Source organism: Paracoccus binzhouensis (genome assembly GCF_016446475.1).
GTDB lineage: Bacteria > Pseudomonadota > Alphaproteobacteria > Rhodobacterales > Rhodobacteraceae > Paracoccus > Paracoccus binzhouensis.
In genome coordinates this window covers 1-25190 of the sequence record NZ_JAEHFP010000003.1, presented here as the reverse complement: position 1 = coordinate 25190, position 25190 = coordinate 1, and the positions used below count along the sequence as shown (strand labels likewise).

28 protein-coding genes are annotated in these 25190 nt (G+C 69.0%); 21 read left to right on the top strand and 7 right to left on the bottom strand.

Annotation, left to right across the window (positions count from 1 at the left end; translation table 11 throughout):
- The first annotated feature begins 59 nt into the window (after window positions 1-59).
- The 4 genes from I9P22_RS02015 (at window position 60) to I9P22_RS02000 (ending at window position 3297) form a co-directional block, all read left to right on the top strand.
- Window positions 60-1001, top strand: a complete 942-nt coding sequence (locus tag I9P22_RS02015) for a Bug family tripartite tricarboxylate transporter substrate binding protein (RefSeq protein ID WP_199257736.1) — start codon at window positions 60-62, stop codon at window positions 999-1001.
- Complete coding sequence (locus tag I9P22_RS02010; protein WP_199257735.1) at window positions 998-1492, top strand: tripartite tricarboxylate transporter TctB family protein; 495 nt, start codon at window positions 998-1000, stop codon at window positions 1490-1492. The genes I9P22_RS02015 and I9P22_RS02010 overlap by 4 nt, the downstream gene beginning before the upstream one ends.
- A gap of 3 nt (window positions 1493-1495) precedes the next feature.
- Window positions 1496-3013, top strand: a complete 1518-nt coding sequence (locus tag I9P22_RS02005; RefSeq protein WP_199257734.1) for a tripartite tricarboxylate transporter permease — start codon at window positions 1496-1498, stop codon at window positions 3011-3013.
- Between the two features lie 131 nt (window positions 3014-3144).
- Window positions 3145-3297 (top strand): hypothetical protein, encoded by a 153-nt coding sequence (locus tag I9P22_RS02000; RefSeq protein ID WP_199257733.1) that lies wholly within the window; start codon window positions 3145-3147, stop codon window positions 3295-3297.
- Between the two features lie 86 nt (window positions 3298-3383).
- Here the strand turns inward: I9P22_RS02000 and I9P22_RS01995 are convergent, their stop codons facing one another.
- The 6 genes from I9P22_RS01995 to I9P22_RS01970 all read right to left on the bottom strand — a co-directional run bounded on the left by I9P22_RS01995 (window position 3384) and on the right by I9P22_RS01970 (window position 9508).
- Entirely contained in the window at window positions 3384-4310 is a 927-nt protein-coding gene (locus I9P22_RS01995) for a LysR family transcriptional regulator (RefSeq protein WP_199257732.1), read from the bottom strand.
- 61 nt (window positions 4311-4371) lie between these two features.
- On the bottom strand, window positions 4372-5193 hold the full coding sequence (locus I9P22_RS01990) for a sugar phosphate isomerase/epimerase family protein (protein WP_199257731.1): 822 nt from the start codon (window positions 5191-5193) through the stop codon (window positions 4372-4374).
- Window positions 5194-5200: 7 nt separating this feature from the next.
- Complete coding sequence (locus tag I9P22_RS01985; protein WP_199257730.1) at window positions 5201-5812, bottom strand: NIPSNAP family protein; 612 nt, start codon at window positions 5810-5812, stop codon at window positions 5201-5203.
- A complete protein-coding gene (locus I9P22_RS01980; RefSeq protein ID WP_199257729.1) occupies window positions 5809-7542 on the bottom strand; it encodes an FAD-dependent oxidoreductase in 1734 nt (577 codons plus the stop codon). Before I9P22_RS01980 ends, I9P22_RS01985 begins: the two co-directional genes overlap by 4 nt.
- A gap of 38 nt (window positions 7543-7580) precedes the next feature.
- On the bottom strand, window positions 7581-8417 hold the full coding sequence (locus I9P22_RS01975; RefSeq protein WP_199257728.1) for an IclR family transcriptional regulator: 837 nt from the start codon (window positions 8415-8417) through the stop codon (window positions 7581-7583).
- A complete protein-coding gene (locus I9P22_RS01970; RefSeq protein ID WP_199257727.1) occupies window positions 8414-9508 on the bottom strand; it encodes a Gfo/Idh/MocA family protein in 1095 nt (364 codons plus the stop codon). The genes I9P22_RS01975 and I9P22_RS01970 overlap by 4 nt, the downstream gene beginning before the upstream one ends.
- Before the next feature lie 150 nt (window positions 9509-9658).
- Here I9P22_RS01970 and I9P22_RS01965 point away from each other — a divergent pair, with 150 nt between their 5' ends.
- From I9P22_RS01965 to phnE (I9P22_RS01920), 10 genes are all read left to right on the top strand, one after another.
- Window positions 9659-10474, top strand: a complete 816-nt coding sequence (locus tag I9P22_RS01965; RefSeq protein WP_199257726.1) for a shikimate dehydrogenase family protein — start codon at window positions 9659-9661, stop codon at window positions 10472-10474.
- Window positions 10475-10634: 160 nt separating this feature from the next.
- Complete coding sequence (locus I9P22_RS01960) at window positions 10635-11762, top strand: ABC transporter substrate-binding protein (protein WP_233253146.1); 1128 nt, start codon at window positions 10635-10637, stop codon at window positions 11760-11762.
- Window positions 11763-11844: 82 nt separating this feature from the next.
- A complete protein-coding gene (locus I9P22_RS01955; protein WP_199257725.1) occupies window positions 11845-12720 on the top strand; it encodes a branched-chain amino acid ABC transporter permease in 876 nt (291 codons plus the stop codon).
- Window positions 12717-13691, top strand: a complete 975-nt coding sequence (locus tag I9P22_RS01950; protein WP_199257724.1) for a branched-chain amino acid ABC transporter permease — start codon at window positions 12717-12719, stop codon at window positions 13689-13691. Before I9P22_RS01955 ends, I9P22_RS01950 begins: the two co-directional genes overlap by 4 nt.
- Window positions 13688-14434 carry an ABC transporter ATP-binding protein gene (locus I9P22_RS01945; RefSeq protein ID WP_199257723.1) on the top strand — a complete coding sequence of 249 codons (747 nt, stop codon included), beginning with the start codon at window positions 13688-13690 and terminating at the stop codon, window positions 14432-14434. The genes I9P22_RS01950 and I9P22_RS01945 overlap by 4 nt, the downstream gene beginning before the upstream one ends.
- Before the next feature lies 1 nt (window position 14435).
- Window positions 14436-15158 carry an ABC transporter ATP-binding protein gene (locus I9P22_RS01940; RefSeq protein WP_199257722.1) on the top strand — a complete coding sequence of 241 codons (723 nt, stop codon included), beginning with the start codon at window positions 14436-14438 and terminating at the stop codon, window positions 15156-15158.
- Window positions 15159-15420: 262 nt separating this feature from the next.
- Window positions 15421-16239, top strand: coding sequence for a phosphonate ABC transporter ATP-binding protein (gene phnC, locus I9P22_RS01935; RefSeq protein WP_199257721.1), 819 nt, complete (start codon window positions 15421-15423; stop codon window positions 16237-16239).
- A gap of 45 nt (window positions 16240-16284) precedes the next feature.
- Window positions 16285-17199, top strand: coding sequence for a phosphonate ABC transporter substrate-binding protein (gene phnD / locus I9P22_RS01930; protein WP_199257720.1), 915 nt, complete (start codon window positions 16285-16287; stop codon window positions 17197-17199).
- A gap of 67 nt (window positions 17200-17266) precedes the next feature.
- Window positions 17267-18145, top strand: a complete 879-nt coding sequence (gene phnE, locus I9P22_RS01925) for a phosphonate ABC transporter, permease protein PhnE (protein ID WP_199257719.1) — start codon at window positions 17267-17269, stop codon at window positions 18143-18145.
- Window positions 18142-19473 carry a phosphonate ABC transporter, permease protein PhnE gene (gene phnE, locus I9P22_RS01920; RefSeq protein WP_199257718.1) on the top strand — a complete coding sequence of 444 codons (1332 nt, stop codon included), beginning with the start codon at window positions 18142-18144 and terminating at the stop codon, window positions 19471-19473. Before phnE (I9P22_RS01925) ends, phnE (I9P22_RS01920) begins: the two co-directional genes overlap by 4 nt.
- Here phnE (I9P22_RS01920) and phnF read toward each other — a convergent pair.
- Entirely contained in the window at window positions 19470-20186 is a 717-nt protein-coding gene (gene phnF / locus I9P22_RS01915) for a phosphonate metabolism transcriptional regulator PhnF (protein WP_199257717.1), read from the bottom strand. The two genes, phnE (I9P22_RS01920) and phnF, sit on opposite strands and share 4 nt — an antisense overlap.
- 102 nt (window positions 20187-20288) lie before the next feature.
- Here phnF and phnG point away from each other — a divergent pair, with 102 nt between their 5' ends.
- From phnG to I9P22_RS01880, 7 genes are all read left to right on the top strand, one after another.
- The gene (gene phnG, locus I9P22_RS01910) at window positions 20289-20732 is read left to right on the top strand and encodes a phosphonate C-P lyase system protein PhnG (RefSeq protein WP_233253145.1); all 444 of its coding nucleotides are present in this window, start codon (window positions 20289-20291) and stop codon (window positions 20730-20732) included.
- On the top strand, window positions 20729-21304 hold the full coding sequence (phnH, locus tag I9P22_RS01905) for a phosphonate C-P lyase system protein PhnH (protein WP_199257715.1): 576 nt from the start codon (window positions 20729-20731) through the stop codon (window positions 21302-21304). Before phnG ends, phnH begins: the two co-directional genes overlap by 4 nt.
- Window positions 21304-22386: a carbon-phosphorus lyase complex subunit PhnI gene (locus tag I9P22_RS01900; protein ID WP_199257714.1), complete on the top strand. Its 1083-nt coding sequence runs from the start codon at window positions 21304-21306 to the stop codon at window positions 22384-22386. Before phnH ends, I9P22_RS01900 begins: the two co-directional genes overlap by 1 nt.
- 86 nt (window positions 22387-22472) lie before the next feature.
- Window positions 22473-23336 carry an alpha-D-ribose 1-methylphosphonate 5-phosphate C-P-lyase PhnJ gene (locus I9P22_RS01895; protein ID WP_332908987.1) on the top strand — a complete coding sequence of 288 codons (864 nt, stop codon included), beginning with the start codon at window positions 22473-22475 and terminating at the stop codon, window positions 23334-23336.
- Window positions 23336-24109 (top strand): phosphonate C-P lyase system protein PhnK, encoded by a 774-nt coding sequence (gene phnK, locus I9P22_RS01890; protein WP_233253144.1) that lies wholly within the window; start codon window positions 23336-23338, stop codon window positions 24107-24109. The genes I9P22_RS01895 and phnK overlap by 1 nt, the downstream gene beginning before the upstream one ends.
- Before the next feature lie 4 nt (window positions 24110-24113).
- Window positions 24114-24797 (top strand): phosphonate C-P lyase system protein PhnL, encoded by a 684-nt coding sequence (gene phnL, locus I9P22_RS01885; protein ID WP_199257713.1) that lies wholly within the window; start codon window positions 24114-24116, stop codon window positions 24795-24797.
- Window positions 24794-25190: phosphonate metabolism protein/1,5-bisphosphokinase (PRPP-forming) PhnN (locus tag I9P22_RS01880; RefSeq protein WP_199257712.1), on the top strand; the 397-nt coding region annotated here is incomplete at its 3' end. The genes phnL and I9P22_RS01880, both read left to right, overlap by 4 nt.

The window sequence follows — 25190 nt, the reverse complement described above, 5'->3', positions numbered from 1 at the left end:
GCCAGAAAAAACAGAAACGGGACCGGCGCCGACGCGCCCGGTCGATGCGGAGGAAAACCATGAAGCATCTCGTTCTCGTCAGCCTCTTCGCCGGCGCCATGGCGCTGCCGGCCATGGCCGATTACACCATCATCGCGCCGGCCAATCCCGGCGGCGGCTGGGACCAGACCGCGCGCACCATGCAGACCGTGCTGCAAGAGGAAGGCATCTCGCCATCGGTGCAGGTCCAGAACGTGCCCGGCGCCGGCGGCACCATCGGCCTGGCGCAATTCGCCAGCCAGAACAAGGGCAACCCGGATGCGCTGATCGTCGGCGGCTATGTGATGGTCGGCGCCATCCTGACCAACAACTCGCCCGTCTCGCTGAAGGACGTGACCCCCATCGCCCGGCTGACCGGCGAATACGAGGCGATCGTGGTGCCCGCCGCCTCGCCCATCCAGGACATGGCCGGGCTGATCGAGAAGCTGAAGGCCGATCCCGGCGCGGTCAGCTGGGCCGGCGGCTCGGCCGGCGGCACCGACCATATCGCCGTGGGCCTGATCGCCAAGGCGGCGGGTGTCGATCCGACCAAGATCAACTACATCGCCTATTCCGGCGGCGGCGAGGCGCTGGCGGCGATCCTGGGCAACCAGGTGACGGCGGGCATCTCGTCCCTGGGCGAATTCGAGGCCCAGATCCAGGCCGGCACCCTGCGCCTGCTGGCGGTCAGCTCGCCCGAGCGGCTTGAGGGCGTCGATGCCCCCACCCTGAAAGAGGCCGGGCTGGACGTCGCGGTCGAGAACTGGCGCATGGTCGCCGCCGCCCCCGGCCTCTCGGACGAGCAGAAGGCCAAGGTCACCGCCGATATCGAGAAGATGGCCAAGTCGGAAAACTGGCAGAAGCAACTGGCCGACAAGGGCTGGATGGACACCTGGCTGGCCGGTCCCGAATTCGAGGCCCAGCTTGACAAGGACATCGAATCGACCGCCGCCATCCTCAAGGACATCGGTCTGGTGAAATGAGCGTCCAGCGCCATGAACCGCCGCGCCGCCGGGATACGGCGGCGCTGATCGTCGCCGCCGGCCTGGCGGTGATCGGCGGCGTGATGCTGTGGGACAGCGCGCGCCTGGCCGACCTGGGCGGCTATTCCGGCGTCGGCCCCGCCAGCGTGCCGCGCGTCGTGGCCTGGGGCCTGATCGGCCTGGCCGCCTGGACCGCCGTCGAGGGGCTGCGCGGCGATTTCCCCGAACGCCCGGCGCAGAACCCGGCGCCGGTGCTGTGGATCGTCGCCGGACTGGCCGTGCAGCTGATGCTGCTGCACACGGCCGGCTTCTCGATCGCCACCGGCATCCTGTTCGCCTTTACCGCCCGGGCCTTCGGCAAGCGCAACCTGGCCATGACCATTCCCATCGGCATCGTCTTCGCCTTCGTGGTCTGGACGATCTTCTCGCAACTGCTGATGCTGCACCTGCCCGCCGGGCCGCTGGAGCAGCTGTTCTTCCCGGGGGGCTGAGCCATGGGCGCCTTAGACTTCCTGCTGCAGGGTCTGGCCACCGCGGCCGACCCGATGCTGCTGCTTTACGCGCTGATCGGCGTGACGCTGGGCACCGCCGTGGGCGTTCTGCCCGGCATCGGCCCGGCGCTGACCGTGGCGCTGCTTCTGCCCGTCACCTACCGGCTGGACCCGGCCGGCTCGCTCATCATGTTCGCCGGCATCTATTACGGCGGCATGTATGGCGGCTCGACCACCTCGATCCTGCTGAACACGCCGGGCGAAAGCGCCTCGATCATCACCGCGCTGGAAGGCAACAAGATGGCCCGCAAGGGCCGGGGCGGCCCCGCGTTGGCCACCGCCGCCATCGGCAGCTTCATCGCCGGGCTGGTGGCAACGCTGCTTCTGGCCTTCCTGGCGCCGACCATCGTCAAGCTGGCGCTGGTCTTCGGCCCGCGGGAATATTTCGCGCTGATGGTGCTCGCCTTCGTCACCGTCTCGGCCGCCTTCGGCGATTCGGCGCTGCGCGGGCTCACCTCGCTGTTCCTGGGCCTGGCGCTGGCCTGCGTCGGCATCGACCAGCTGACCGGCCAGGCACGGCTGTCCTTCGGCGTGCCGGAACTGCTGGACGGGATCGAGGTCACCACCATGGCCGTCGCCATGTTCGCCCTGGGCGAGGCGCTGTTCATCGCCGGCCAGCGCGTGCAGGTCGATGACGAGGTGACCGCCGTCAAGGGCTCGGTCTGGATGAACCGCCAGGACTGGGCGCGCTCGTGGAAACCCTGGCTGCGCGGCACCGTCATCGGCTTTCCCATCGGCGCCATGCCGGCGGGCGGGGCCGAGATCGGCACCTTCCTGTCCTATGCGACCGAAAAGAAGCTGACGAAGTACCCCGAGGAATTCGGCAATGGAGCCATCGAGGGCGTCGCCGGCCCCGAGGCCGCCAACAACGCCAGCGCCGCCGGAACGCTGGTGCCGCTCCTGACGCTGGGCCTGCCGACCTCGGCCACCGCGGCGATCATGCTGGCGGGCTTCCAGCAATTCGGGCTGCAACCGGGACCGTTGCTCTTTGCCACCAACCCGACGCTGGTCTGGGGGCTGATCGCCAGCCTGCTGATCGCCAATGCCATGCTGCTGGTGCTGAACCTGCCGCTGATCGGGCTGTGGGTCAGGCTGCTGACCATTCCCAAGCCCTGGCTCTATGCGGGGATCCTGCTTTTCGCCACGCTGGGCACCATCGGCGCCAACCCCTCGACCTTCGAGCTGGGGATGCTGCTCGGCTTCGGCGTGCTGGGCTATGTGATGCGGCTGTTCGGCTATCCCATCGCGCCCATCGTCGTCGGCCTGATCCTGGGCCCGATGGCCGAGCAGCAGCTGCGCCGGGCGCTGTCGATCAGCCAGGGCGACTGGGGCTATCTGCTGCACTCGCCCATCGCCGCCACGCTGCTGGGCCTGGCTGCGCTGGCGCTGATCGTGCCGCTGATCCTGCGGGCGCGCGGCAAGGGCCAGGTGCTGGCGCAGCTGGCCGGGGACGAGGACTGAGCCCCGGCCGGACCGGAACCGGGCCGCCATGATCTAGGGTCATGGCGGCCTTGACCAAATGCTGCGTTGCAGAAGCGCACCAGCGGGCCCATCTGTCTGTCGTTGAAACATTGACCAGACAGGCAAATCAAATGACTGCCCTTCAGTCCCTTCGCTCGTTCTTCGGCACCTTCCGCGCCGCCGTCCATGTCGCCGCCGCGGTGGACATGCACCGCACCCCGGATGTCCGCGACCTGAAGAAACTGGGCATCTCGCAATCGGCCTTCCGCAGCATCCATCTGTGATCGCCCCGCTGTGATCGCGGCTGGCCCTTGCGCCGTCGCGTTCCAATGCCGCCTTCGGGCAGCATTTCCGTATGCGCCGAGGCCGGTCAGTCCGGCGCCGCGTCCCAGCTTTCCCGCGCCACGGCGGCGGCAAGTTCGCGTCGAAACCGGCCGATGGCATATTCGGCAAAGCTGGACAGCTGCCGGTCCTTCTTGGTCACCACCCAGGCGGTGATGCCGCCCGGCTCCGCCAAGGGCCGGCGCACCACGCCGGGCATATAGACTTCGGCCACCGAGAATTCGTCGATCACCGCCACGCCAAGCCCGTGCCGCACCAGGCTGACCACGGTCTGCGCGAAACGGCCGCGCATGGAATAGCGCGGCTCGATCCCCGCCTCTCGGAACGGCTGGGCCAGGATCTCGCCATAGGGATCGGCCGGATCGACGCCGACGAAGGGCTCGCGCGCCAGGTCGTGGACCGAGATTGCCCGCTGCCTGGCCAGCCGGTGCCCCTCGGGAACGATGGCGACCAGCCGGCCATGCGCCAGCGGCGCACTGGACAGCGCCGAATTGTCGATGGCCGAGCTCATCAGCACGAATTCGCCGCGCTCCAGCAGCAGATAGTCCGAAGTCTCCTCGATCTTCAGGATGTTCAGGTCGATGAACAGGTCGGGAAAGCGGGTGCGGATGCCGCGGATCGCGCGGGCGGCGATGAACTGCGCGATCGAGGGCGCCGAGGCGAAGGACAGCCGCACGTCCTCGCCCTTGCGCAATGATGCCACGGCAGTGTTCAGGTTCTCCATCTGGCGATGGACCTGATGCACCATCTCGAAGATCGCCGCCGCCTCGGTCGAGGGCACGAACAGCCCGGCCTTGCGCTCGAACAGCCGGATGTCCAGCGATTCCTCGGTATGCTTGACCAGCCGGGAAATGCCGGGGGCCGAGACGTTCAGCAGCTTGGCCGCGCCCTGGATCGTGCCGGCCATCATCACGGCGCGGATCACCTCGACCTGGCGGAGAGTCAGTTCCTTCATGCGCCGATCCTAGCTGGGAACGGGGCGGATTTCTTGCGGAAATTCGCCCTGCCGATGCGGTTCAGGCCCGGCCCGCCGCGCGCAGGATCGCCATGGTCGCGGCATGGGCCATGGCGGCGCGACCAGGCGCGTCGATCTTGCCGGCCAGGGCGCGATGCGGCACCTCGACGCTGACGGTAACGCCGTCGGGGATCGCCCGGGCCAGGCCGATCAGGTCGATGCCGCCCAACCCCGGAAACAGCCGCTCGCCCCGCGCCACCCGGATCAGGCCCTCGTCGCTGGGGTCATAGGGCACGGCGCCGTCGCAGAACTGCACATAGTTCACCCTTTGCCGCGGCAGCGCCGCGATCTGCGCCAGCGTGGTGGCCGAGCGGTCGTAATGCAGCGCATCGACCAGCACGCCGCCATTCGGCCGGCCGGCCGCCTCGACGATGCGCAGCGCCGCGGTCAGGTCGGGCACGGCGGTCCAGGGCATGAATTCCAGGTCCGCCGTCAGCCCGTGCGGCGCGGCCAGATCGCAGAAACGCGCAAAGCTGTCGGTCAGCCGGCCAAGGTCCGGATCGTCGCCGGCGACAAGGACGTGGCGCGCCGCCAGCGCCTCGCAGCGGGCGCAGAACCGGGCGAACAGATCCCAGTCGTTTTCCGGCTTCAGCCGGATGATCTCGACATCGCCGACCCGGATGCCGGTATCGTCCAGCGCCGCGCGCACCTCGGCCAGCAGCCGGTCGTCGGTCAGCAAGGGATAATCCGGCTCGGCCCCCGGCGCGGCGGGCAGGATGCGCAGCCCGACCATCTGATAGCCGGTGGCGGCGGCGATGCGGACAGCCTCGGCGGGGCCGACCTCGAATGTGGTCAGGAAGGCCAGCGAAAGCGGATGCGTCATCACAGCCTCACTGCAGCGGAGAGAAGCCAAGCGGCAGCGCGATCTGGCTGGTCATGTCGGGCGACAGCCAGTCCGGTCCGCCCTTGGGCGGCCATTTGCCGTCCGCGACCGATTTCGCCCGCGCCTCGCTGCGCGCGGCCAGGCTTTCATAAGGCCAGATCTGGGTCAGGCGCGGCTCGCCGTCCAGCCCATACATGGCGACGGTCAGCTTCGAATAGGCCTCGCGCTCCGGCACCGCCGCGCGCCATTTCTCCATCGTGGGCAGGATGCCGTTCACCTTGGTCTTGTAGGTGCGGAACTCGTAGACCGGGCCGAAGCTGCCGGGCTGGACCGGCGGCAGGAAATCCAGCGCCCGATAGCTCTCCATCGACAGCCGCACCAGCTCATCGGCGCAGCCGAAGGGGTTGTCCGAGCGCAGGGCGCGCTCGCGTTCCTCATAAAGCTGCGCGAGGCTGTCGAAGGCGCGCAGCACGAAGACCCGGTTCAGCGTGCCGATATCGGTGCCCCAGGCACCGCAGAGCCGGCCCTGCCCTTGCGCCGCCCAGGCCTCGATGCCCGGCGCGGCCTTGCCCGCGCCAAAGATCACCGTGTCGAGGGTGGCGAGTTCGTAATAGCTCATGGCGTTTCCTCCTGTGAAAGCCCGGTCACGGGCAGGCCGGCCAGAACGCGGCCGGCGATATAGCCGAATGTCATGCCGGGCCCCAGCGTGATGCCGCCCGACGGGTAATGCCCGCCCATGACCGAGGCCATGTCGTTGCCCACGGCGTAAAGGCCGGGGATCGGCCGGCCGTCCTGGCCCAGCACCCGCGCCGCCGCATCGGTCCTGAGCCCAGCAAAGGTGCCAAGCGAGCCGGGCACGATCCTGACCGCGTAGAACGGCCCGCGCCGCAGCGGCCCCAGCGAGGGGTTCGGCCCATGCTCCGCATCGCCCTGCACGCGGTTGTAGAGGCTTTCGCCGCGGTGGAAATCAGGGTCTTCGCCCCGTTCGGCATGGGCGTTGAAGCGGGCCACGGTCTCGGCCAGCGCCACGCCGGGAATGGCGCAGGCGCGGGCCAGCTCCTCCAGCGTGCGGCCGCGTTTCAGATAGCCGCTGCGCAACGCCGGGCCCAGCGGAAAGGGAAAGGGCTTCGACCAGCCGAGCCCCCAGCGCCGCTGCGCCCTGTGATCGGCGATCAGCCAGCAATGCGGCGCCTCACCCGGCGGCGTGGCGGCGATCAGCGCCCGCATGAAATCGTGATAGCTGTCCGCCTCGCTGACAAAGCGCCGGCCTTGCGGGGTCACGGCGATGATGCCGGGCTTGGCGCGTTCGACCAGATGCGGGAAATGCGCGGATGTCCCGTCCCGGCGCGGCACCAGCGAAACCGGTGCCAGCGCGACGTTCGAGGCCAGCTCGCCATCGACCGTGGCGCCCGCAGCCTCGGCCAGCCGCAGCCCGTCGCCGGTATTGGCCCGTGGCGCGGCCGAGAAATGCCCCGCCCCGCCGCCCGCCTGCGGGGCCAACGCCTCCAGCCGCGCCGGATCATGCGGAAAGCCGCCGGTGGCCAGCACCACGCCGCGCGCCGCCTCGACCAGCAATTTGCCCTGCGGCGTCGAAAGCCGCGCGCCCGCGACGCGGCCGCCCTGCCGTTCCAGCGCCAAGACCGGCGCGCTGTCGAGCAGCACCACGCCCTTGTCCAGCGCCGAGCGCAGCAGCCGCGCCACCAGCGCATTGCCGTTGACCAGCTGCATGCCGCGCCGGTGCAGCGCCAGATCGCGCAGATGCCGCGCGATCCGCCCCGCCGCGTATAGCGCCGAGCACGGGCTGCGGCTGGCGCGGAAGAAATGCCGCATGTCGGCGCCGCTGGCGATGCCCATGCCCCACAGGCTCGCCACGTCCAGCGGCGGGCGCAGCTTGCCGATCCAGTCGCCCAGTTCGCGCCCGTCATAGGGCATGGCGGTGACCGAACGCCCGCCTTTCGCCGCCCCCGGCGTCTCATGGAAATCCGGGACCGCATTGCCGTCCACCCAGCGCATTGCCGTATGGTCCTGAAAGAAGGCCACCATCTCGGGGCCGTTTTCCAGAAACGCCTCCAGCCGCGGGTCGCTGGCGCGGTTGCCGAGTTCGCTGCGCAGATATTCACGAGGCGCTTCCGGCGGCTCGTCGATACCGGCGGCGCGGGCCAGGGGATTGCGTGGGATCCACAGCCAGCCCCCGGACCAGGCCGAGGTGCCGCCGAAGACCGGCGCCTTCTCGGCCAGGACCACGCGCAGGCCGAAATGCGCCGCCGTGACCGCAGCCGCCAGCCCCGAGGCCCCCGAGCCAATGACCAGCACATCGCAGGCCAGCCTGCGTTCGGATGAAACGTCCATTCTCTCCTGCCCGTCAGGGGCGCGAGCCGGGAAAAAGCCTATGCGCTTTTCCGCCCGTCCTCGGCATCGGCGTCGATCGCCCTGACATTTGCCTGAAAATACTTGGTTCCCGCGGCGGCGGCGCCCAGTTCCCCGGCCGCGGCCTGAAGGCGCGGCGCCAGTTCCGCCATCCGCTCGGGCGTCATGCGCACCGCCGGACCAGCGATGGACAGGCAGCCCAGCACCGGCCCGTCGCCGTGATAGCGCACCGGCACCGCCATGGCCGCCATGCCGGCGATATAGCTGTCCACCGCCGTCGCATAGCCGCGCGCCCGCGCCTCTGCCAGCTGCTGCAGCAGCAGGGTGATGCTGGTCGGCGCGTTCGGTCCCATGCCCTCGGCCTGGCGCAGCAGGCCCTGCGCGCCGACGCGCGCCAGTGCCTCGTCGTCGTTCATGCTGGCAAGCCAGGCCTTGCCGCCGGCCGAGCTGGCAAGGTGCACGACCACGCCCTGCTCCTGCCCCGGGTCATAGCGCAAGCCGCGCGTCGCGCCCTGCGCCACCGCCACCCAGATCAGCCGCTCGCCGTCGATTACCGACAGGCGGATCAGCTCGCCGCTGTCGGCGGCCAGCTGGTCCAGCACCGGCTGGGCGACATCGGTGATGCCGGCGCGGCCCATGAAGCCCAGGCCCAGGGCCGGCAGCTTGATGGTCAGCGCGTAATCGCCGCCCGCCTGCAACTGCCGGACATAGCCCAACCGCGCCAGTTCCTGCAGGGTGCGGTGCACGCCGCTGGCCGGCTGTTCCGTCACCGCCGCGATGGTGGTAACCGGCAGGCCCATCGGGTGATCGACCAGAAGTTCGACGATGGCGAGGGCTTTTTCCAGAACGCTGCTCATGATCTGCTTCCGCTGTTGAAGACGGTTTCAGGTTCGCGATTCAGCGCCGAAAGGTCAACCGCGACACGTTGCCCCGTCTCGGCCGCCGCGCGAATGGCGTCCAGCACGATCAGGTTGGCGGTGGCGTCGCGGGCCGAGACCCGCGGCGCGCCACCATGGCGCACCAGATCGGCGAAATGCGCCAGTTGCGCCTGATAGGGGTCGCCATGGCGGACGGGCAGTGGACGGGGCCGCAGCTCCTGCGTCCAGTCCGGCGCGCCTGGCGGCTGCCACAACAGCAGGTCGGGCAGCGACAGCCCCGCCCGGCTGCCGGCATAGTGATGCGCCGGGACGCGATGCGCCGGAAACCGCGCCATGTTCTCGCCCGCCGTCAGGTCCCAGGCCCAAGGCCCGACCGCCGCATCCGAGATGCACAGCGTCGCCAGCCCGCCGCCCGCAAAGCGCAGGCAGACCGCCGCCGTATCCTCGACCGGAAAGCCGCGGCGGGCATGGCTGGCGATGGCCTGCAGCTCGGCGATCTCGCCGAAGAAATGCCGCAGCAGGTCGATCTCGTGCACAAGGTTGATCAGCAGCGGCCCGCCCGCGCCCCTGCTGCGCCGCCACGGCGCCTGGAAATATTCATCGGGCTTGGCCAGCGAACAGGTCACGGTCGCCATGACCAGATCGCCCAGCATGCCGCCGCGGATCGCCTCATGCGCGGCGCGGATGATCGGATTGTGCCGCCGGTGATGGCCGACCAGCAGCGGCACCCCGGTTTCATCCGCCACCGCGATCAGTTGCCGCGCCGAATCGAGGCTTTCGGCCACCGGCTTTTCCAGCAGCACCGGGATGCCGGCGGCCAGCAGCGCCGTCGAGACCGGCAGATGCGTCTCGTTCGGCGTCGCCACGATGGCGGCCTGCGCCAGCCCCGAATCGACCAGCGCCGTCACGTCCGGCAGGCAGGGGACGCCCAGCGATTCGGCCAGCGCCCGGCCGGAGGGGGCGGGATCGACCAGCGCCGACAGCTGCAGGTCCGGCATGCGCGCCAGCGTGTCGATATGCGTGCGCCCGATGACACCGGCACCGATGACGGCAACAGCGATCCGATCCATGCTTCCCTCCTTGCTGCATTGCCGGCATCAAGCCAGAAGTTGAATCAGAAGTCAATTTTAATATTGAATGATATTCCAGATTCTGCAATCTTCCATCTCGAACAGGAGGAGGCCCGGAATCGGCCGCCGCAAGGGAAGAGGAACCAGCCCATGGCACAACCGCTGCGCATCGACGGAGAGACGGCGATCTTTCCCATCATCGGTCATCCGATCGGCCAGGTGAAATCGCCGGCCTCGCTGAGCCAGATCATGGCGGATCGCGGCCATAACGGCATGGTGGTGCCGATCCATGTCCTGCCCGGGGATTTGCCCGGCTGGCTGGCACAGGCGGGCTCGGTGCAGAACTGCCCGGGCATCGTGGTGACGGTGCCGCACAAGGCGCCCTGTCTGGCCTTCTGCAGTCGCCTCACGGCGCGGGCGCGGGCGGCGGGCGCGGTGAACATCATGCTGCGCCGGGACGGCGGCTGGATCGGCGACGCCACCGACGGGCAGGGCTACATGGACGGCATCGCCGCACAGGGCTTCGACGTCGCCGGAAAGCCGGCGCTGCTGGTCGGGACCGGCGGCGCCGGATCGGCCATCGCCTACGAGATCCTGGCCCGCGGCGCCTCGGAACTGGCGCTGCACGACATCGACGCGGCGCGGCGTGACGCGCTGATCGCGCGATTGGAGGCCGCCTTTCCCGGCCGGGTCCGCATCGGCGGCACCGATCCGCGCGGCTTTGCGCTGGTGGCCAATGCCACGCCGCTGGGCATGGCCGAGGGCGACCCGCTGCCGGTCGAGACGGACCTGCTGACCGCAGACCAGTTCGTCGCCGACGTGGTCACCCGCCCGGCCCTGCCGCCGCTGATCGCCGTCGCGCGCGCGAAGGGCTGCGGCACCATGCCGGGCTCGGGCATGTTCGAGGCGCAGGCGCTGCTGCTGGCCGAGCTGCTGATGGGGGTCCGGCCGGTCGAACCGGACTGACCGGCCGCGCCAAGGACGCCCCGGGGCCGCCTCATAACCGGCCGATTATGCATCGCGGCACGTTTTGCAATGTTCGCCCGGGGCATGCCATGGCAGATTACCGGAAGGAAGAGGAGATCCCATGCAAAACAGGGTCCGAACCAGGGAGGAAGGAAACACCATGTTCAGAACTCTGACCGCCAGCGCCGCGACCGCGCTGGCACTGATCGCCATGCCGGCGCTGGCCGAGCTGAAGATCGGCTCGATCGTCGAGCTTTCGGGCCCCGGCGCCGCCGCCGGCACCAATTTCCGCGACGGCGTGCGGATGGGCTTCGAGGAGATCAACGCCGCCGGCGGCATCCTGGGCGAACAGGTCGCCGTCACCGAATATGACAGCCAGACTGACCCGCAGGTCAGCCGCGCCATGGTGCAGAAGGCCATCGACGACGGCGTGGTGGCGATCACCGGCACGGTGTTCTCGTCCTCGACGGTGGTGAACATGCTGGTGGCGAAACAGGCTGGCATCCCGCAATTCACCGGCTCCGAGGCGCCCTCGATCACCGCGATGAACAACCCCTACATCTTCCGCACCGCCTTCGGCTCGCAGAAGGGCGTGCCCAAGATGGCCAAATACATGGCCGATGAGATGGGCGTGAAGAAGGTTGCCGTGGTCTGGGCCAATACCGAATTCGGCAAGGGCGGGCACGAATCCTTCCTGAAGGAGGCCGAGGCCCATGGCTTCGAGATCGTCGCCGACCTGCCCACCGAACAGGCACAGACCGATTTCTCGGCCGATGTCGTCAAGCTGAAGGGCATCGAGGCCGACGCCGCCTTCGTCTACCTGACCGAGGAGGAAAGCGCCCGCTTCCTGCGCGAGGCGCGCAAGCAGGGCGTAACCCTGCCGCTGGTGGGCGAGACGACGCTGATCGGCCACAAGGTCATCGAGCTGGCCGGCGACGCCGCCAACGGCGCCATGGGCCATGTCGGCCTGACCCCCGACGCCAACATCCCGGCGATGACCGAGATGGTCGAGAAGTTCAAGGCCAAGTTCAACTACACGCCCGATCACAACGCCATCAAGGGCTACACGGCCGCCTATACCATCAAATGCGTGGCCGAGATGGTGGGCGAGGCGGACAGCCAGGCCATCGCCGACAAGATGCACGGCCTGACGCTGACGGTGGCCGAATGCCCCGGCGTGCTGATGGACGTCAGCTGGGACGAGACCGGCGAAATGTCGCGCGAAAGCTTCTTCGTCGAGGTCCAGGACGGCAAGCAGGTGGTCAAGGCCATCCTGCCGCCGAACTGACCGGCCCACACAGCGCGAGGCAGGCTGGCACCGGCATTCCGCCGGCCTGCCCCCGTATCCGTCAACCTGACGTGAGGCTCTCATGGCCGAGTTAATCCAGATCCTGATTTCCGGCCTTGCCGCCGGTTCCATCTATGCCCTTGCCGCGGTGGGCTTCACCCTGCTGTGGCAGGCGTCGCAGACCATCAACTTCGCGCAGGGCGAATTCGTCATGCTGCCGGCCTTCTTCGTGCTGGTCGGCATGGGGCTGGGCCTGCCGATGTGGCCCGCCATCGGCTTCGCGCTGATCCTGTCGCTTCTGATCCTCGGCGCGCTGTTCAAGAAACTGGTGGTCGAGCCGATGCTGCCGCATGGCACCCTGCCGCTGGTCATCGCCACCATCGCGCTTGGCCTCTTGATGAAGGAAAGCGTCAAGGAATTCTACGGCGCCACCGCCCAGCCCTTTCCGGCGATCTTTCCGCAGAAGGTCTACCAGTTCGCCGGCGCCAGCGTCTCGGTGCAGGATATTGGCAACCTGGCCGTGTCGATGCTTGCCATTGGCGGCTTGCAGCTGTTCCTGAACCGCACCCGCACCGGGCGCTGCATGCAGGCCAGCGCCCAGAACCCCGCCGTGGCCGAGATCCTGGGCGTCGATGTCAAGCGGATGGTGATGTATACCTTCCTGATCAACGCGGCGCTGGCAACCATCGCCTCGGTGCTGATCTCGCCGATCTACCTGGCCAAGTTCTCGAATGGCGAGACGCTGGGCCTGGTGGCCTTCATCGCCGCCATCGTCGGCGGCTTCAACCAGATCCGCGGCGCGCTGGTCGGCGGGCTGCTGATCGGCGTCATCGACAACCTCTCGGCGGTCTATGTCTCGGCCGAATACCGCTCGGCCATGCCGCTGATCCTGCTCATCGCCATCATCCTGCTGCGCCCGCAGGGGCTGCTCGGCACCAAGGAGGGACGCGCCGTATGACCCGCATCCGCATCATCCTGATCGCCCTGGGCATCGCGGCGCTGGTCGCGGCGCCCATCGGCCAGGGCAATTACATCATCTATACGCTGACCTCCTGGCTGCTGTTCTCGATCTCGGCCATGGGGCTGAACCTGACGCTGGGCTATGCCGGGCAGGTCAGCCTGGCGCAGGCCGGCTTCATGGGCATCGGCGCCTATGTCACCGCGCTCTTGACCCTGGCGGGCGTGCCCTGGATCGCGGCGGCGCTGATCTCGATCACCTCCTGCTTCGCGGTCGGACTGCTGCTTGGCTGGCCGGCGCTGCGCGTGCAGCACCATTTCCTGGCCTTCGTGACGCTGGCGTTCAACACGCTGCTGTTCCTGGTGCTGCGCAACGAGGAAGAGATCACCGGCGGTTCCTTCGGGCTGGTCGGCATGCCTCGGCCCTCGGTCTTCGGCATCGCCACCGACAGCAACCTGAACTTCTATTATTTCGCGCTGGCCTGCTTTCTGGTCTCGGCCTTCGTGATGTGGTGGATCCTGCGCTCGCCCTGGGGCCGGGCCTTCAAGGCACTGCGCGAGAACCCGATCCGCGCCGAGAGCCTGGGGCTGAAGATCCGCCGCCAGACGCTTCTGGCCTTCGCCATCGGCTCGGCCTTCGGGGGGCTGGCCGGGGCGCTGCAATCGCCGCTGGTGCAGTTCATCGAACCGGGCAGCTTTGCGCTGATCCATTCGCTGAAGCTGCTTCTGATGGTGGTGGTGGGCGGCGCCGGCTTCTTCTTCGGCCCGATGCTGGGCGCGGCCGTGGTCATCCTGCTGCCGGAACTCCTGCGCTTTACCGAGGGCTACTACCTCATCATCTATTCGGCGCTGGTGATCGTGCTGATGGTGTTCTCGCCCCAGGGGCTGATCGGGCTGGGTCAGAAGCTGTGGAACCAGTTCCGCCCCCGGCACGAGACGCGCCGCGACATGAAGAAGGGATTCCAGCTATGACCGCCCCCGTGCTTTCCGTCCGCAACATCTCGAAGCAATTCGGCGGCATCCGCGCCGTGAACGATGTCAGCTTCGACGTGCAGAAGGGCGAGATCCTGGGCCTGATCGGCCCGAACGGCTCGGGCAAGTCGACGCTGTTCAACTGCATCCTGGGCCAGCTGCGCCCCAGCGCCGGCCATTGCCAGATAAACGGCCGCTCGACCGACGGCGTGCGGCCGGCCGACCTGTCGCTTATGGGTGTCGGCCGCACCTTCCAGCAGCTATCGGTCTTTCCGCGCATGACGGTGCTCGACAACGTCATCCTGGCCGGGCAGGAGCACGAGGGCTCGATGCTGAGCCGGCTGTTCGGCAAGTCCGACGCGGGCCTGACCGGCAAGGCCGAGCAGCTGATCGAGTTCTTCAACCTGACCCCTTATCGCGACACCGAGGCGGGCTCGCTCTCCTACGGCCAGCAGAAGCTGGTCGATGCCGCGATGGCCTTCATGGCCGGTCCCCGCATCGTGCTGCTGGACGAGCCGGCGGGCGGGGTGAACCTGACCATGCTGGCGCATCTGAAAGAGCGGCTGCTGACCTATAACCGCGAGCACGGCACCACCTTCGTGGTGATCGAGCACAACATGGAATTCGTCATGTCGCTTTGCACCCGCATCATCGTGCTGGCGCAGGGCGAGATCATCGCCGAAGGCTCGCCCCAGGAGATCCGGGCGAACCAGATGGTCATCGACGCCTATCTGGGGGGCTGACATGCTGGAACTCAAGGATCTCACCGGCGGCTATGGCCGCATCACCATCCTGAATGGCACCTCGTTCAGCATCCCCAAGGCCTCGATCACCACGGTGATCGGGCCGAACGGCGCCGGGAAATCCACGGTATTCAAGGCGATCTTCGGCCTGCTGAACATCCATTCCGGCCAGATCCTGCTGGAGGGCGAGAACGTGACCCGCAAGCGCCCGGCCGAGATGATCGCCCGCGGCGTCACCTATGTGCCGCAGGGCCGCAACGTGGTGCCGCAGCTGTCGGTGTTCCACAATCTCGAACTGGGCGGCATCACCGCCCGCGACCAATCCAAGGTCCGGCAGCGGATGGAGCAGGTCATGGACCAGTTTCCGATGCTGCGCGAGCGCCGCGACCAGAAGGCCATCGAACTGTCGGGCGGCCAGCAGAAGCAGCTGGAAATCGCCCGCGCCCTGCTTCTGGACCCCAAGCTGATCCTGATCGACGAGCCCTCGATCGGGCTGTCGCCCAACCTGGTGCAGGAGGTGTTCCAGACCCTGATCCGGCTGCGCGACCAGGGGGTGACGGTGCTGATGGTGGAACAGAACGCCAAGGCGGCGCTGGCCATGTCCGATTACGGGCTGGTGCTGGAACTGGGCCAGACCCGGATGTTCGACAGGGCCGACGCGCTGCTTCGGGATCCGCGCGTCGGCCAGCTGTTCCTGGGCGGCCATATCGAGGACGCGGCCTGACCCTTCGCCGGCTGCCGCGCTTGCGGCACGGCAGCCGGCAGGACCGGCGGGCGCCGCACCGGCCCCGCCGGATCGGGCATGGTGGCCGGATCGCGCCTTGCCGGCCTGACCGCCACCTGCCCGACACGGCCGGCGCGGGTGTCCCGGGGCCCTGCCCCTGCCCGCGGCTGTCCTGCGATCGTCACGGAAACTTCACCGCAATGCCGAAGAACTGAAACATCGCCGGCCTATCAGCCCCGTGGACGACGGAAAGGGGCCATCGGTGCTTGAAGTCAGGAACGTGACCAGGATCTTCGGCCGCAGAGCCGCGGTGGACGATATCAGCTTCTCGGTCGAGGGGCCGGCCTTCGTCGGCGTGATCGGCCGTTCCGGCGCCGGCAAATCCACCTTCCTGCGCATGATGAACCGGCTGACCGATGCCAGCGCCGGGCAGATCCTGGTCGAGGAGCGCGACATCCTTGCGCTGCGCGGCGCGGCCCGCCGGCAATGGCAGGGCGAATGCGCGATGATCTTCCAGCAGTTCAACCTGGTGCCACGCATGGACGTGGTGTCGAACGTGCTGCACGGGCTGCTGAACCGCCGCTCGACCCTGGCCACGATGTTCAACCTGTGGCCGCGCCAGGACATCCTGCGGGCCATCGCCATCCTCGAACGGCTGGGCATCGCCGAACAGGCGCCCAAGCGGGCCGAGGCGCTGTCGGGCGGCCAGCAGCAGCGCGTCGCCATCGCCCGCGCCCTGATGCAGGATCCGCGGATCATCCTGGCCGATGAGCCCATCGCCAGCCTCGACCCGATGAATGCCCAGGTGGTGATGGACACGCTGAAACGCATCAATGTCGAGGACGGCCGCATGGTCATCGCCAACCTGCACACGCTGGACACCGCCCGGCGCTATTGCGACCGGGTGATCGGCATGCGCGACGGCCGCATCGTCTTCGACGGCACCCCCGACCAGCTTTCGACCGGCGCGGCGCGCGACATCTACGGCGCCGACGACAGTTTCAACGAGGCCGCCACCTCGACCGCGATCCCCGCCGACAAGGCCCCGGACGACGCCTATGCGGCGCGCATGCTGGCCTGAACCCGCCCCGGCCGCCCGGCCGAGGCATCATCCCACGGAGAGACCATGAAAACTCCTGCCCTGGCGCTTGCCGCCGCCACCGTTACCGCCACCGCCCTGACCCCGATCGCCGCCGCCGCGCAGGAGATCAAGCAGTTCAACATCGGCATCCTGGGCGGCGAGAACGCCCAGGACCGCATGAGCTCGAACGAATGCTACCGCGCCGCCATCGAGAAGGCCCTGGGCGTCCCGGTCAAGGTCTTCACCCCGGCCGATTACGACGGCGTCATCCAGGGCCTGCTGGGCGGCACGCTGGACATGGCCTGGCTGGGCGCCTCGGGCTATGCCAAGATCTACCTGACCGATCCCCAGGCCGTGACCCCGGTGCTGACCAAGCAGAACATCGACGGCTCGACCGGCTATTACTCGATCGGCCTGGCGCGCAAGGACAGCGGCATCGCCTCGATCGCCGATGCCAAGGGCAAGCGCTTCGCCTTTGCCGATCCGAACTCGACCTCGGGCTACCTGGTGCCGGCCGCCGAGCTGAGCGCGGAATACGGCCCGCTGGACGACTATTTCGGCGAGCTGCGCTTCTCGGGCGGGCATGAGCAGACCATCGTCGGCGTCGCCAATGGCGATTTCGACGCCGGCGTCACCTGGGCCGACGGCCTGGGCGACTGGGAGGACGGCTACAATTCCGGCGCGCTGCGCAAGGCCGCCGATGCCGGGCTGGTCGACATGAACGACGTGGTCGAGATCTGGAAGTCCAAGCTGATCCCGGAAGGCCCGATGGTGGTGCGCAACGCCCTGCCGCAAGAGGTCAAGGACAAGGTGATCCAGCTGACCGCCGACCTGCACGAGACCGACAAGGCCTGCGCCTTCGGCGTCGCCCATGGCGAGGCCAAGGATTTCGTGCCGGTCGATCACAGCGCCTATGAGGGCGTCGTCGCCGCCCGCAAGCTGGAAGAATCGAACAGCTGATCCGCCCTTGTTCCCGGCCGCGCCCCCCACCGGGCGCGGCTTTCGCATTTCCCGTGCCGAGGATCACATGGTAGACACCGCCTTCGGACCGCCGCGCGACCCCGGCACCCGCCAGATCGAATCCGCCTATCTGGAGCTGACGCGCCGCCGCCGCATGTATGGCGGCATCCTGCTGATCCTGTTCGTGGCGCTGATGGCGTCCGGCTTCCGTCTGGCCGAGGCGCGCAATGCCGGCGGCTTCGTCGACGGGCTGCCGATGCTGCTGTCCTTCCCGGCCGAGGTCCTGTCCGAGGCCTGGCGGAACCGCGCCAACCTGCCCGGCATGGTCCTGGAACACCTGCCCTCGCTGGTCGAGACGGTGAACATCGCCGCCGTCTCGACGCTGCTGGGCGGGCTGGCGGCGATGCTGCTGGCGCTGCTCTCGACGCGCGGGCTGGCCCGCTGGCCGCGGCTGACGCCGCTGTTCCGGCGGATGATGGACGCGACCCGCGCCATCCCGGAAATCGTCATCGCGCTGATGCTGATCTACATCCTGGGCGGCGGCCCGGTGCCCGCCGTCGCCGCCATCGCGCTGCACACCGCCGGCGCGCTTGGCAAGCTGTTCTCCGAGGTGGCCGAGAATGCCGACCCGAAGCCGGTCGAGGGGCTGGCCTCGGTCGGGGCCGGCTGGGGGCAGCGCATGTGGCTGGGCGTCCTGCCGCAGGTGGCGCCGAACTGGCTGTCCTACGGCCTGATGCGGTTCGAGATCAATGTGCGCGCCAGCGCCATCCTGGGCTTCGTCGGCTCGGGCGGCATCGGCTATGACCTGAAGATCGCCATGCAATGGGGCCAGGGCCGCTATGACGAGGTGGTGGCGATCTTCCTGTTGCTGTTCGTGACCATCGTGGCCATCGACCGGCTGTCCGACCACGCCCGCACCCGCCTGGTGAAAGGCCGCAACGCATGACCGACGCAACGCCGATGACCGCCGCCCATCCCGCCGCGCCGATCCTGGCGGGCTTCGCGCGCCGCCGGATGATCTCTTTCGCGGTGCCGCTGGCGATCCTGGCCTATCTGGCCTATGCCGCCGTCGCCTTCGACCTGGCCGGGCTGGCGAGCCGGGCGCGGATGGACAATGCCGCGGTGCTGCTGTCGGATTTCTGGCGCCACAAGACCCATGTCACCCGCGACAACCGCAGCGGCAAGCTGACCGTCGCGGTCGAGGGCGAGGCCAAGGGCACCTGGCCCGAGGGCCGGCTGCCCGATTTCGTCACCACCGCCGGCGACACCACCACCATCGACCTGGGCCGGGGCCACCGCGTGGTCTACGACCCCCAGGGCGCGCGCTATCTCCACCCCGAGGCCGGCACCATCGCCATCCGCCCGGACGGCAACCGGCTGCTGCTGGATGCACCGGAACCGCTGCCCGACTGGATCAACGCCTCGGACAGCCGCGTCAGCATCACCACCGGGGCCGGGCGCTTCGCCTATACCCGCAGCAAGGTCGAAACCTTCCGCTATGCGGCAGGCTGGCCGCTGTTCTTCTTCACCCTGGACAGCCCGTTTGCGCATATGAGCTGGCCGGAACTGGCCGCCTCGGCGCTGTGGGGTCAGCGGGTCGATCCCGACCGGCCGAACATCGCCGCCATGGCCCATGACTTCTGGACCAACAGCATGTGGCGGCACGGCGACGTGATCTGGGCGATGTTCGAGACGGTGCTGATGGCGTTTCTGGGCACTTTCGGCGCGGCGATCATCTCGCTGCCGCTGGCCTTCCTGGCGGCCTCGAACATGAACCCGCTGGGGCCGCTGCGCTTCGGCCTGCGCCGGGTCTTCGACTTCATCCGCGGCGTCGATGCGCTGATCTGGACCATCGTTCTGGCCCGCGCCTTCGGTCCCGGCCCGATGACCGGATCGCTGGCGATCCTGCTGACCGATACCGGCAGCTTCGGCAAGCTGTTCTCGGAGGCGCTGGAAAACATCGACGAGAAGCAGGTCGAAGGCCTGCGCTCGACCGGCGCGAATACCCTGCAGCGCGCGCGCTTCGGGGTGATCCCGCAGGTGACGCCAGTGCTGCTGAGCCAGGTGCTGTATTTCCTGGAATCCAACACCCGCGGCGCCACGGTGATCGGCGCCATCGTCGGCGGCGGCATCGGCCTGTTGCTGACCCAGGCCATCCAGACCCAGAAGGACTGGGAGGACGTGGCCTATTACATGGTGCTGATCGTGCTGACCGTGATCGCCATGGACAGCCTGTCGGGCTGGTTGCGCCGCAAGCTCATCAAGGGCGCCTAGCTCTCGGGCGCGACGGTCAGCGTCACCCGGTCGCCCGCGAACCAGGTGGTGCCGAATTCGACCGGCCGTCCGTCCGCATCGACGTTGATCGCCACCGAGCGCAGCACCGGCGCGCCCTGCGGCAGTTCCAGCATCAGCGCCATGGTCGCCGGCGCGATCTTCGCCGTCAGCCGGGTCGAGGCGCGGGTATAGTCGAAAAGCCCGCATTCCGCGAGCGCCCGCGTGACCGAGGCATGCGCCTCGAGCTGCGCCAGCAGGCCGGGAAACCTGCCGGCATCGAAGACCGAGCGGAACACCGCCAGCGGCTGGCCATCGGCCAGCGACACCCCCTCGATGACATGCACCGGGGCGCCGGGGGCAAGCGCCAGCGCCTCGGCCTCTTTCGCATCGGCGCCGCGGGTGTCCAGCAGCGTCAGCCGGCGCGAGGCCGCGCGCCCCGAAGCCGCGACGTTCTGGTGGAAGCGCACCCGCCGCCCCAGCGGATAATCGGTCGGCACCGAGGCGACGAACACGCCGGCGCCGCGCCGGCTGCGCACCGTCCCCGCCTCGGCCAGCGAGGCCAGGGCATGGCGCACCGTATGGCGGTTGACCCCGAACCGGGCAGCCAGATCCGCCTCGGACGGCAGCTTGTCGCCGGGGCGGTAATGCCCGTCGGCGATCTCGGCCGCCAGCGTGGCGGCGATGGATTTCCAGATCGGCTGCTTGGTCGTCATCGAAAATTCACAACTCGGGACTTGAGCCGGGAGCTCCGGCGGGTTATCACTTGTCTAGTTGTATAGTAATCTAGACAAGCTGGCAAGATGTCGAGGCACACAATGTCGCAGACCGAAGCAACCGCCCGCCGCCGCGACTGGATGTCGCTTCTTGCCAGGGCGCCGGCCGCCCGGCTTGCCGCCCTGGCCCCCGACCTGCCCACCCATGAGCTGCTGCGCGCACCCGAGATCGGCGCCGTCATGCTGGAGGGACGGATCGGCGGCACCGGCAGCCGCTTCAACCTGGGCGAGATGACGGTGACGCGCTGCTCGGTCCGGCTGGGCGATGCGGTCGGCCATGCCTGCGTGCAGGGCCGCGACCGCGACCATGCCCGCCGCGCCGCGGTGCTGGACGCGCTGTTGCAGGGCGAGCAGGCCGGCCGGATCGAGGCCCGGGTCATCGCCCCGCTGCGCGCCGAGGCACAGGCCCGCCGCGGCGCCCGCGCCGAAAAGGCCGCGGCCACCCGGGTCGAATTCTTCACCATGATGCGCGGAGAGGACCAATGAACGCCCCCCTGACCTCGCCGCTGGCCGGCGGCTTCGCCGATCCCGCCCGCGACGCCGCCCATGCCTTCCGCGCCGTCCTGGACGCGATGGCCCGCCCCGGCCGCATCCATGCCGTGTCCGGCGGCGCCGCGCCGGGGCTGTCGGCAGCGGCGGCCACGGTGCTGCTGACGCTGACCGATGCCACGACGGCCCTGCACCTGGCCGGCGCTCTTGACAATGACGCCCTGCGCCGCTGGATCGCCTTCCACACCGGCGCGCCGCTGGCCGCGGCGGCGGATGCCGGTTTCGCACTTGGCCGCTGGCCCGATCTGCAGCCGGTGACGCGCTTCCGCATCGGCGAGCCCGCCTTTCCCGACCGCTCGGCCACGCTGATCGTCGAGGTCGAGCGGCTGGAACCCGACGGCCCGCGGCTGACCGGTCCCGGCATCCGGGACACGGCCCGGCTGTCGCTGCCGGAAACCGCCGCCTTCCGGGCCAACCGGGCGCTGTTCCCGCTGGGCTTCGACATCATCCTGACCTGCGGCGACCGGCTGGCCGCCCTGCCCCGCAGCACCATCGTGGAGGATTGCTGATGTATGTCGCCGTCAAGGGTGGCGAACGCGCCATCGACGCCGCCCATGCCTGGCTCGCCGAGGAGCGCCGGGGCGATCCCGCCATCCCCGAGCTGACCGTCGCCCAGATCCGCGAACAGATGGCGCTGGCGGTGAACCGGGTGATGGCCGAGGGTTCGCTCTACGATCCCGACCTTGCCGCGCTGGCGATCAAGCAGGCCCGCGGCGACCTGATCGAGGCGGTGTTCCTGATCCGCGCCTATCGCACGACCCTGCCGCGCTTCGGCGCCTCGCGGCCGGTGGACACGGCGGCGATGGCGGTGGACCGTCGCGTCTCGGCGACCTTCAAGGACCTGCCGGGCGGGCAGGTCCTGGGGCCGACCTTCGACTATACCCACCGCCTGCTGGATTTCGCCCTGATGGCCGAAAGCGAGGTGCCGCCCGCCCCGACCGCCGCGGCGGCGGCCGAGCCGGTGCCGCATGTCACCGGGCTTCTGGACCGCGACGGGCTGATCGAGGCCGAACCGCCCGGCGAGGACGCCCCCGCCGACCTGACCCGGACGCCGCTGGAACTGCCGGCCGACCGGGCGCTGCGCCTGCAGGCGCTGACGCGCGGGGACGAGGGCTTCGTGCTGTCCCTGGCCTATTCCACGCAGCGCGGCTATGGCCGCACCCATGCCTTCGTTGGCGAGCTGCGCATCGGCCGCGTCGCGGTCGAGGTCGAGCTGCCCGAGCTGGGCTTCGCCGTCGAGATCGGCGAGGTCGAGCTGACCGAATGCGAGACGGTGAACCAGTTCAAGGGCTCGAAGACCGAGCCGCCGCAATTCACCCGCGGCTACGGGCTGGTCATGGGCCAGTCGGAACGCAAGGCCATTTCCATGAGCCTGGTGGACCGCGCCCTGCGCTGGCAGGAACTGGGCGAGGATTTCACCGGCGCCCCGGCGCAGGACCAGGAATTCGTGCTGTCGCATTGCGACAACGTGCAGGCCACCGGCTTCCTGGAACATATCAAGCTGCCGCATTACGTCGATTTCCAGTCCGAGCTGGAACTGGTGCGCCGCCTGCGGGCCGAGGCCACGGCCCTGCGCGAGGCCGCCGAATGAGCGCCCCTCGCACCCCGTCACGCGCCATGCCACCGCAGGACCGGGCGGCGCGCCCCGGAAACCGCCCTGACCGAAAGGGGACCGCCGTGAGCGACTACAACTTCGCCTATCTGGACGAACAGACCAAGCGCATGATCCGCCGCGCGCTGCTGAAGGCGTTGGCCGTCCCCGGCTATCAGGTGCCCTTCGCCAGCCGCGAGATGCCGATGCCTTACGGCTGGGGCACCGGCGGCGTGCAGGTGACGGCGGCCTGCCTGACGCCCGGGGACCGGCTGAAGGTCATCGACCAGGGCGCCGACGACACCACCAACGCCGTCTCGATCCGCCGCTTCTTCCAGCGGACGGCGGGGGTGGCCGTGACGGAACGCACCGCTGATGCGACCGTCATCCAGACCCGCCACCGCATCCCCGAACAGCCGCTGACCGAAGCGCAGATCCTGGTCTACCAGGTGCCGATCCCGGAACCGCTGCGCTTCCTCGAACCGCGCGAGACCGAGACCCGCAAGATGCACGAGCTTGAGGAATACGGGCTGATGCACGTCAAGCTTTACGAGGACATCGCCCGCCATGGCGAGATCGCGACCAGCTACGCCTATCCGGTGAAGGTCGAGGGGCGCTATGTCATGGACCCCTCGCCCATCCCGAAATTCGACAATCCCAAGCTGGCGGACAATCCGGCGATCCAGCTGTTCGGCGCCGGCCGCGAAAGCCGCATCTATGCCGTGCCGCCCTATAGCCAGGTGGTCAGCCTGGATTTCGAGGATCACCCCTTCGTCGCCTCCAAGGCCGATCACGATTGCGACCTGTGCGGCGCGTCCGAGAGCTATCTGGACGAGGTCATCACCGACGACCGCGGCAGCCGGATGTTCGTCTGCTCGGACACCGATTTCTGCAATGCGCGGCAGGCGGCCGGGCATCGCGGCCGGCTTTCCGCGCAGGAGGTGGCGTGATGGACGGCGCGAACCTGACCATGCCGCTCTTGTCGGTCCAGCGGCTGACGAAACGCTACGGCCCGCGCATCGGCTGCGCGGAGGTCGCCTTCGATCTGTGGCCGGGCGAGGTCCTGGGCATCGTCGGCGAAAGCGGCTCGGGCAAATCGACGCTGCTGTCCTGCCTGGCGGGCTTGCAGCGGCCCGACGAGGGCGCGATCCTGTGGGAGGGCCGCGACGTGCTGGGCTTTTCCGAGGCCGAGCGCCGCCGCCTGCTGCGCGGCGACTGGGCCTATGTCCACCAGAACCCGCGCGACGGCCTGCGCATGGGCGTCAGCGCCGGCGGCAATGTCGGCGAACGCCTGATGGCCGTCGGCCAGCGCCATTACGGCGCCATCCGCGACACGGCGACCGACTGGCTGGGTCGGGTCGAGATCGCCGCCGAACGCATCGACGACCGCCCCTCGGCCTTTTCCGGCGGGATGCAGCAGCGGCTGCAGATCGCCCGCAACCTGGTCACCGGGCCGCGGCTGGTCTTCATGGACGAGCCGACCGGGGGCCTGGATGTCAGCGTGCAGGCGCGGCTGCTGGACCTGTTGCGCGGACTGGTGCGCGACCTGGGCCTGTCGGTGGTGATCGTCACCCATGACCTGGCGGTGGTGCGGCTGCTGGCCGACCGGCTGATGGTGATGAAATCGGGCCACGTCGTGGAAACCGGGCTGACCGACCAGGTGCTGGACGATCCGCAGCACGCCTATACCCAGCTTCTCGTATCCTCTGTCCTGCAGGTGTAATCCCATGATCCGCATCGAGAACCTGTCCAAGACCTTTACCCTGCACAACCAGGGCGGTGCCATCCTGCGGGTGATGGAGGGGGCGAACCTGACCGTGGAGGCCGGCGAATGCGTCGGGCTGACCGGACAGTCGGGGGCCGGGAAATCCACGCTGATGCGGATGATCCATGGCAATTACCTGGCCGCCTCGGGCGCGATCCGGGTGGCGGGCGTGGATGTGGTCACGGCCCAGCCGCGCCAGATCATCGCCCTGCGCCGCGACCGGCTGGGCTATGTCAGCCAGTTTCTGCGCGTTGTCCCCCGCGTCCCCACCATCGAGGTGGTGGCCGAGCCGCTGCGCCTGCTCGGCACGCCCGAATCCGAGGCCCGCGCCCGCGCCGCCGCGCTGCTGGCGCGGCTGAACATCCCGGAACGGCTGTGGGGCCTGTCGCCCACCACCTTCTCGGGCGGCGAGCAGCAGCGGGTGAACATCGCCCGCGGCTTCGCCCATCCCTATCCGCTGCTGCTGCTGGACGAGCCCACCGCCAGCCTGGATGCCGCCAATCGCGAGGTCGTGCTGGCCCTGATCGAGGAGGCCAAGGCCCGCGGCGGCGCCATCCTGGGCATCTTCCACGACGAGGCGGCGCGCAACCGGGTCTGCGACCGGCTGGTGGATGTCTCCGGCTTCACGCCCGGGGCCGCGGCATGACCCGGCTGGTCGCCGTCGTCGGCCCCTCGGGCGCCGGCAAGGACACGCTGATGGCGATGGCCTGCGCCGCCCGGCCGGACCGGATCCGCGCCGCCCGCCGGGTCATCACCCGCCCCGCCAATGCCGGCGGCGAGGATTTCGACCCCGTGACCCCGGCGGAATTCGCCCGCCGCCGGGCTGCCGGCGATTTCGCCCTGCACTGGCATGCGCATGGGCTGGATTACGGCATCCCTGCCGACGAATTGGCAGGGCCGGGCACGGTGCTGTTCAATGCCAGCCGCGCCATCCTGGCCGAGGCCGCCGCGCGCCTGCCCGGCCTGGCCGTGCTGCTGGTCACCGCCCCCGCCCCGGTGCTGGCGGCGCGCCTGGCCTTGCGCGGCCGCGAGGGCGCCG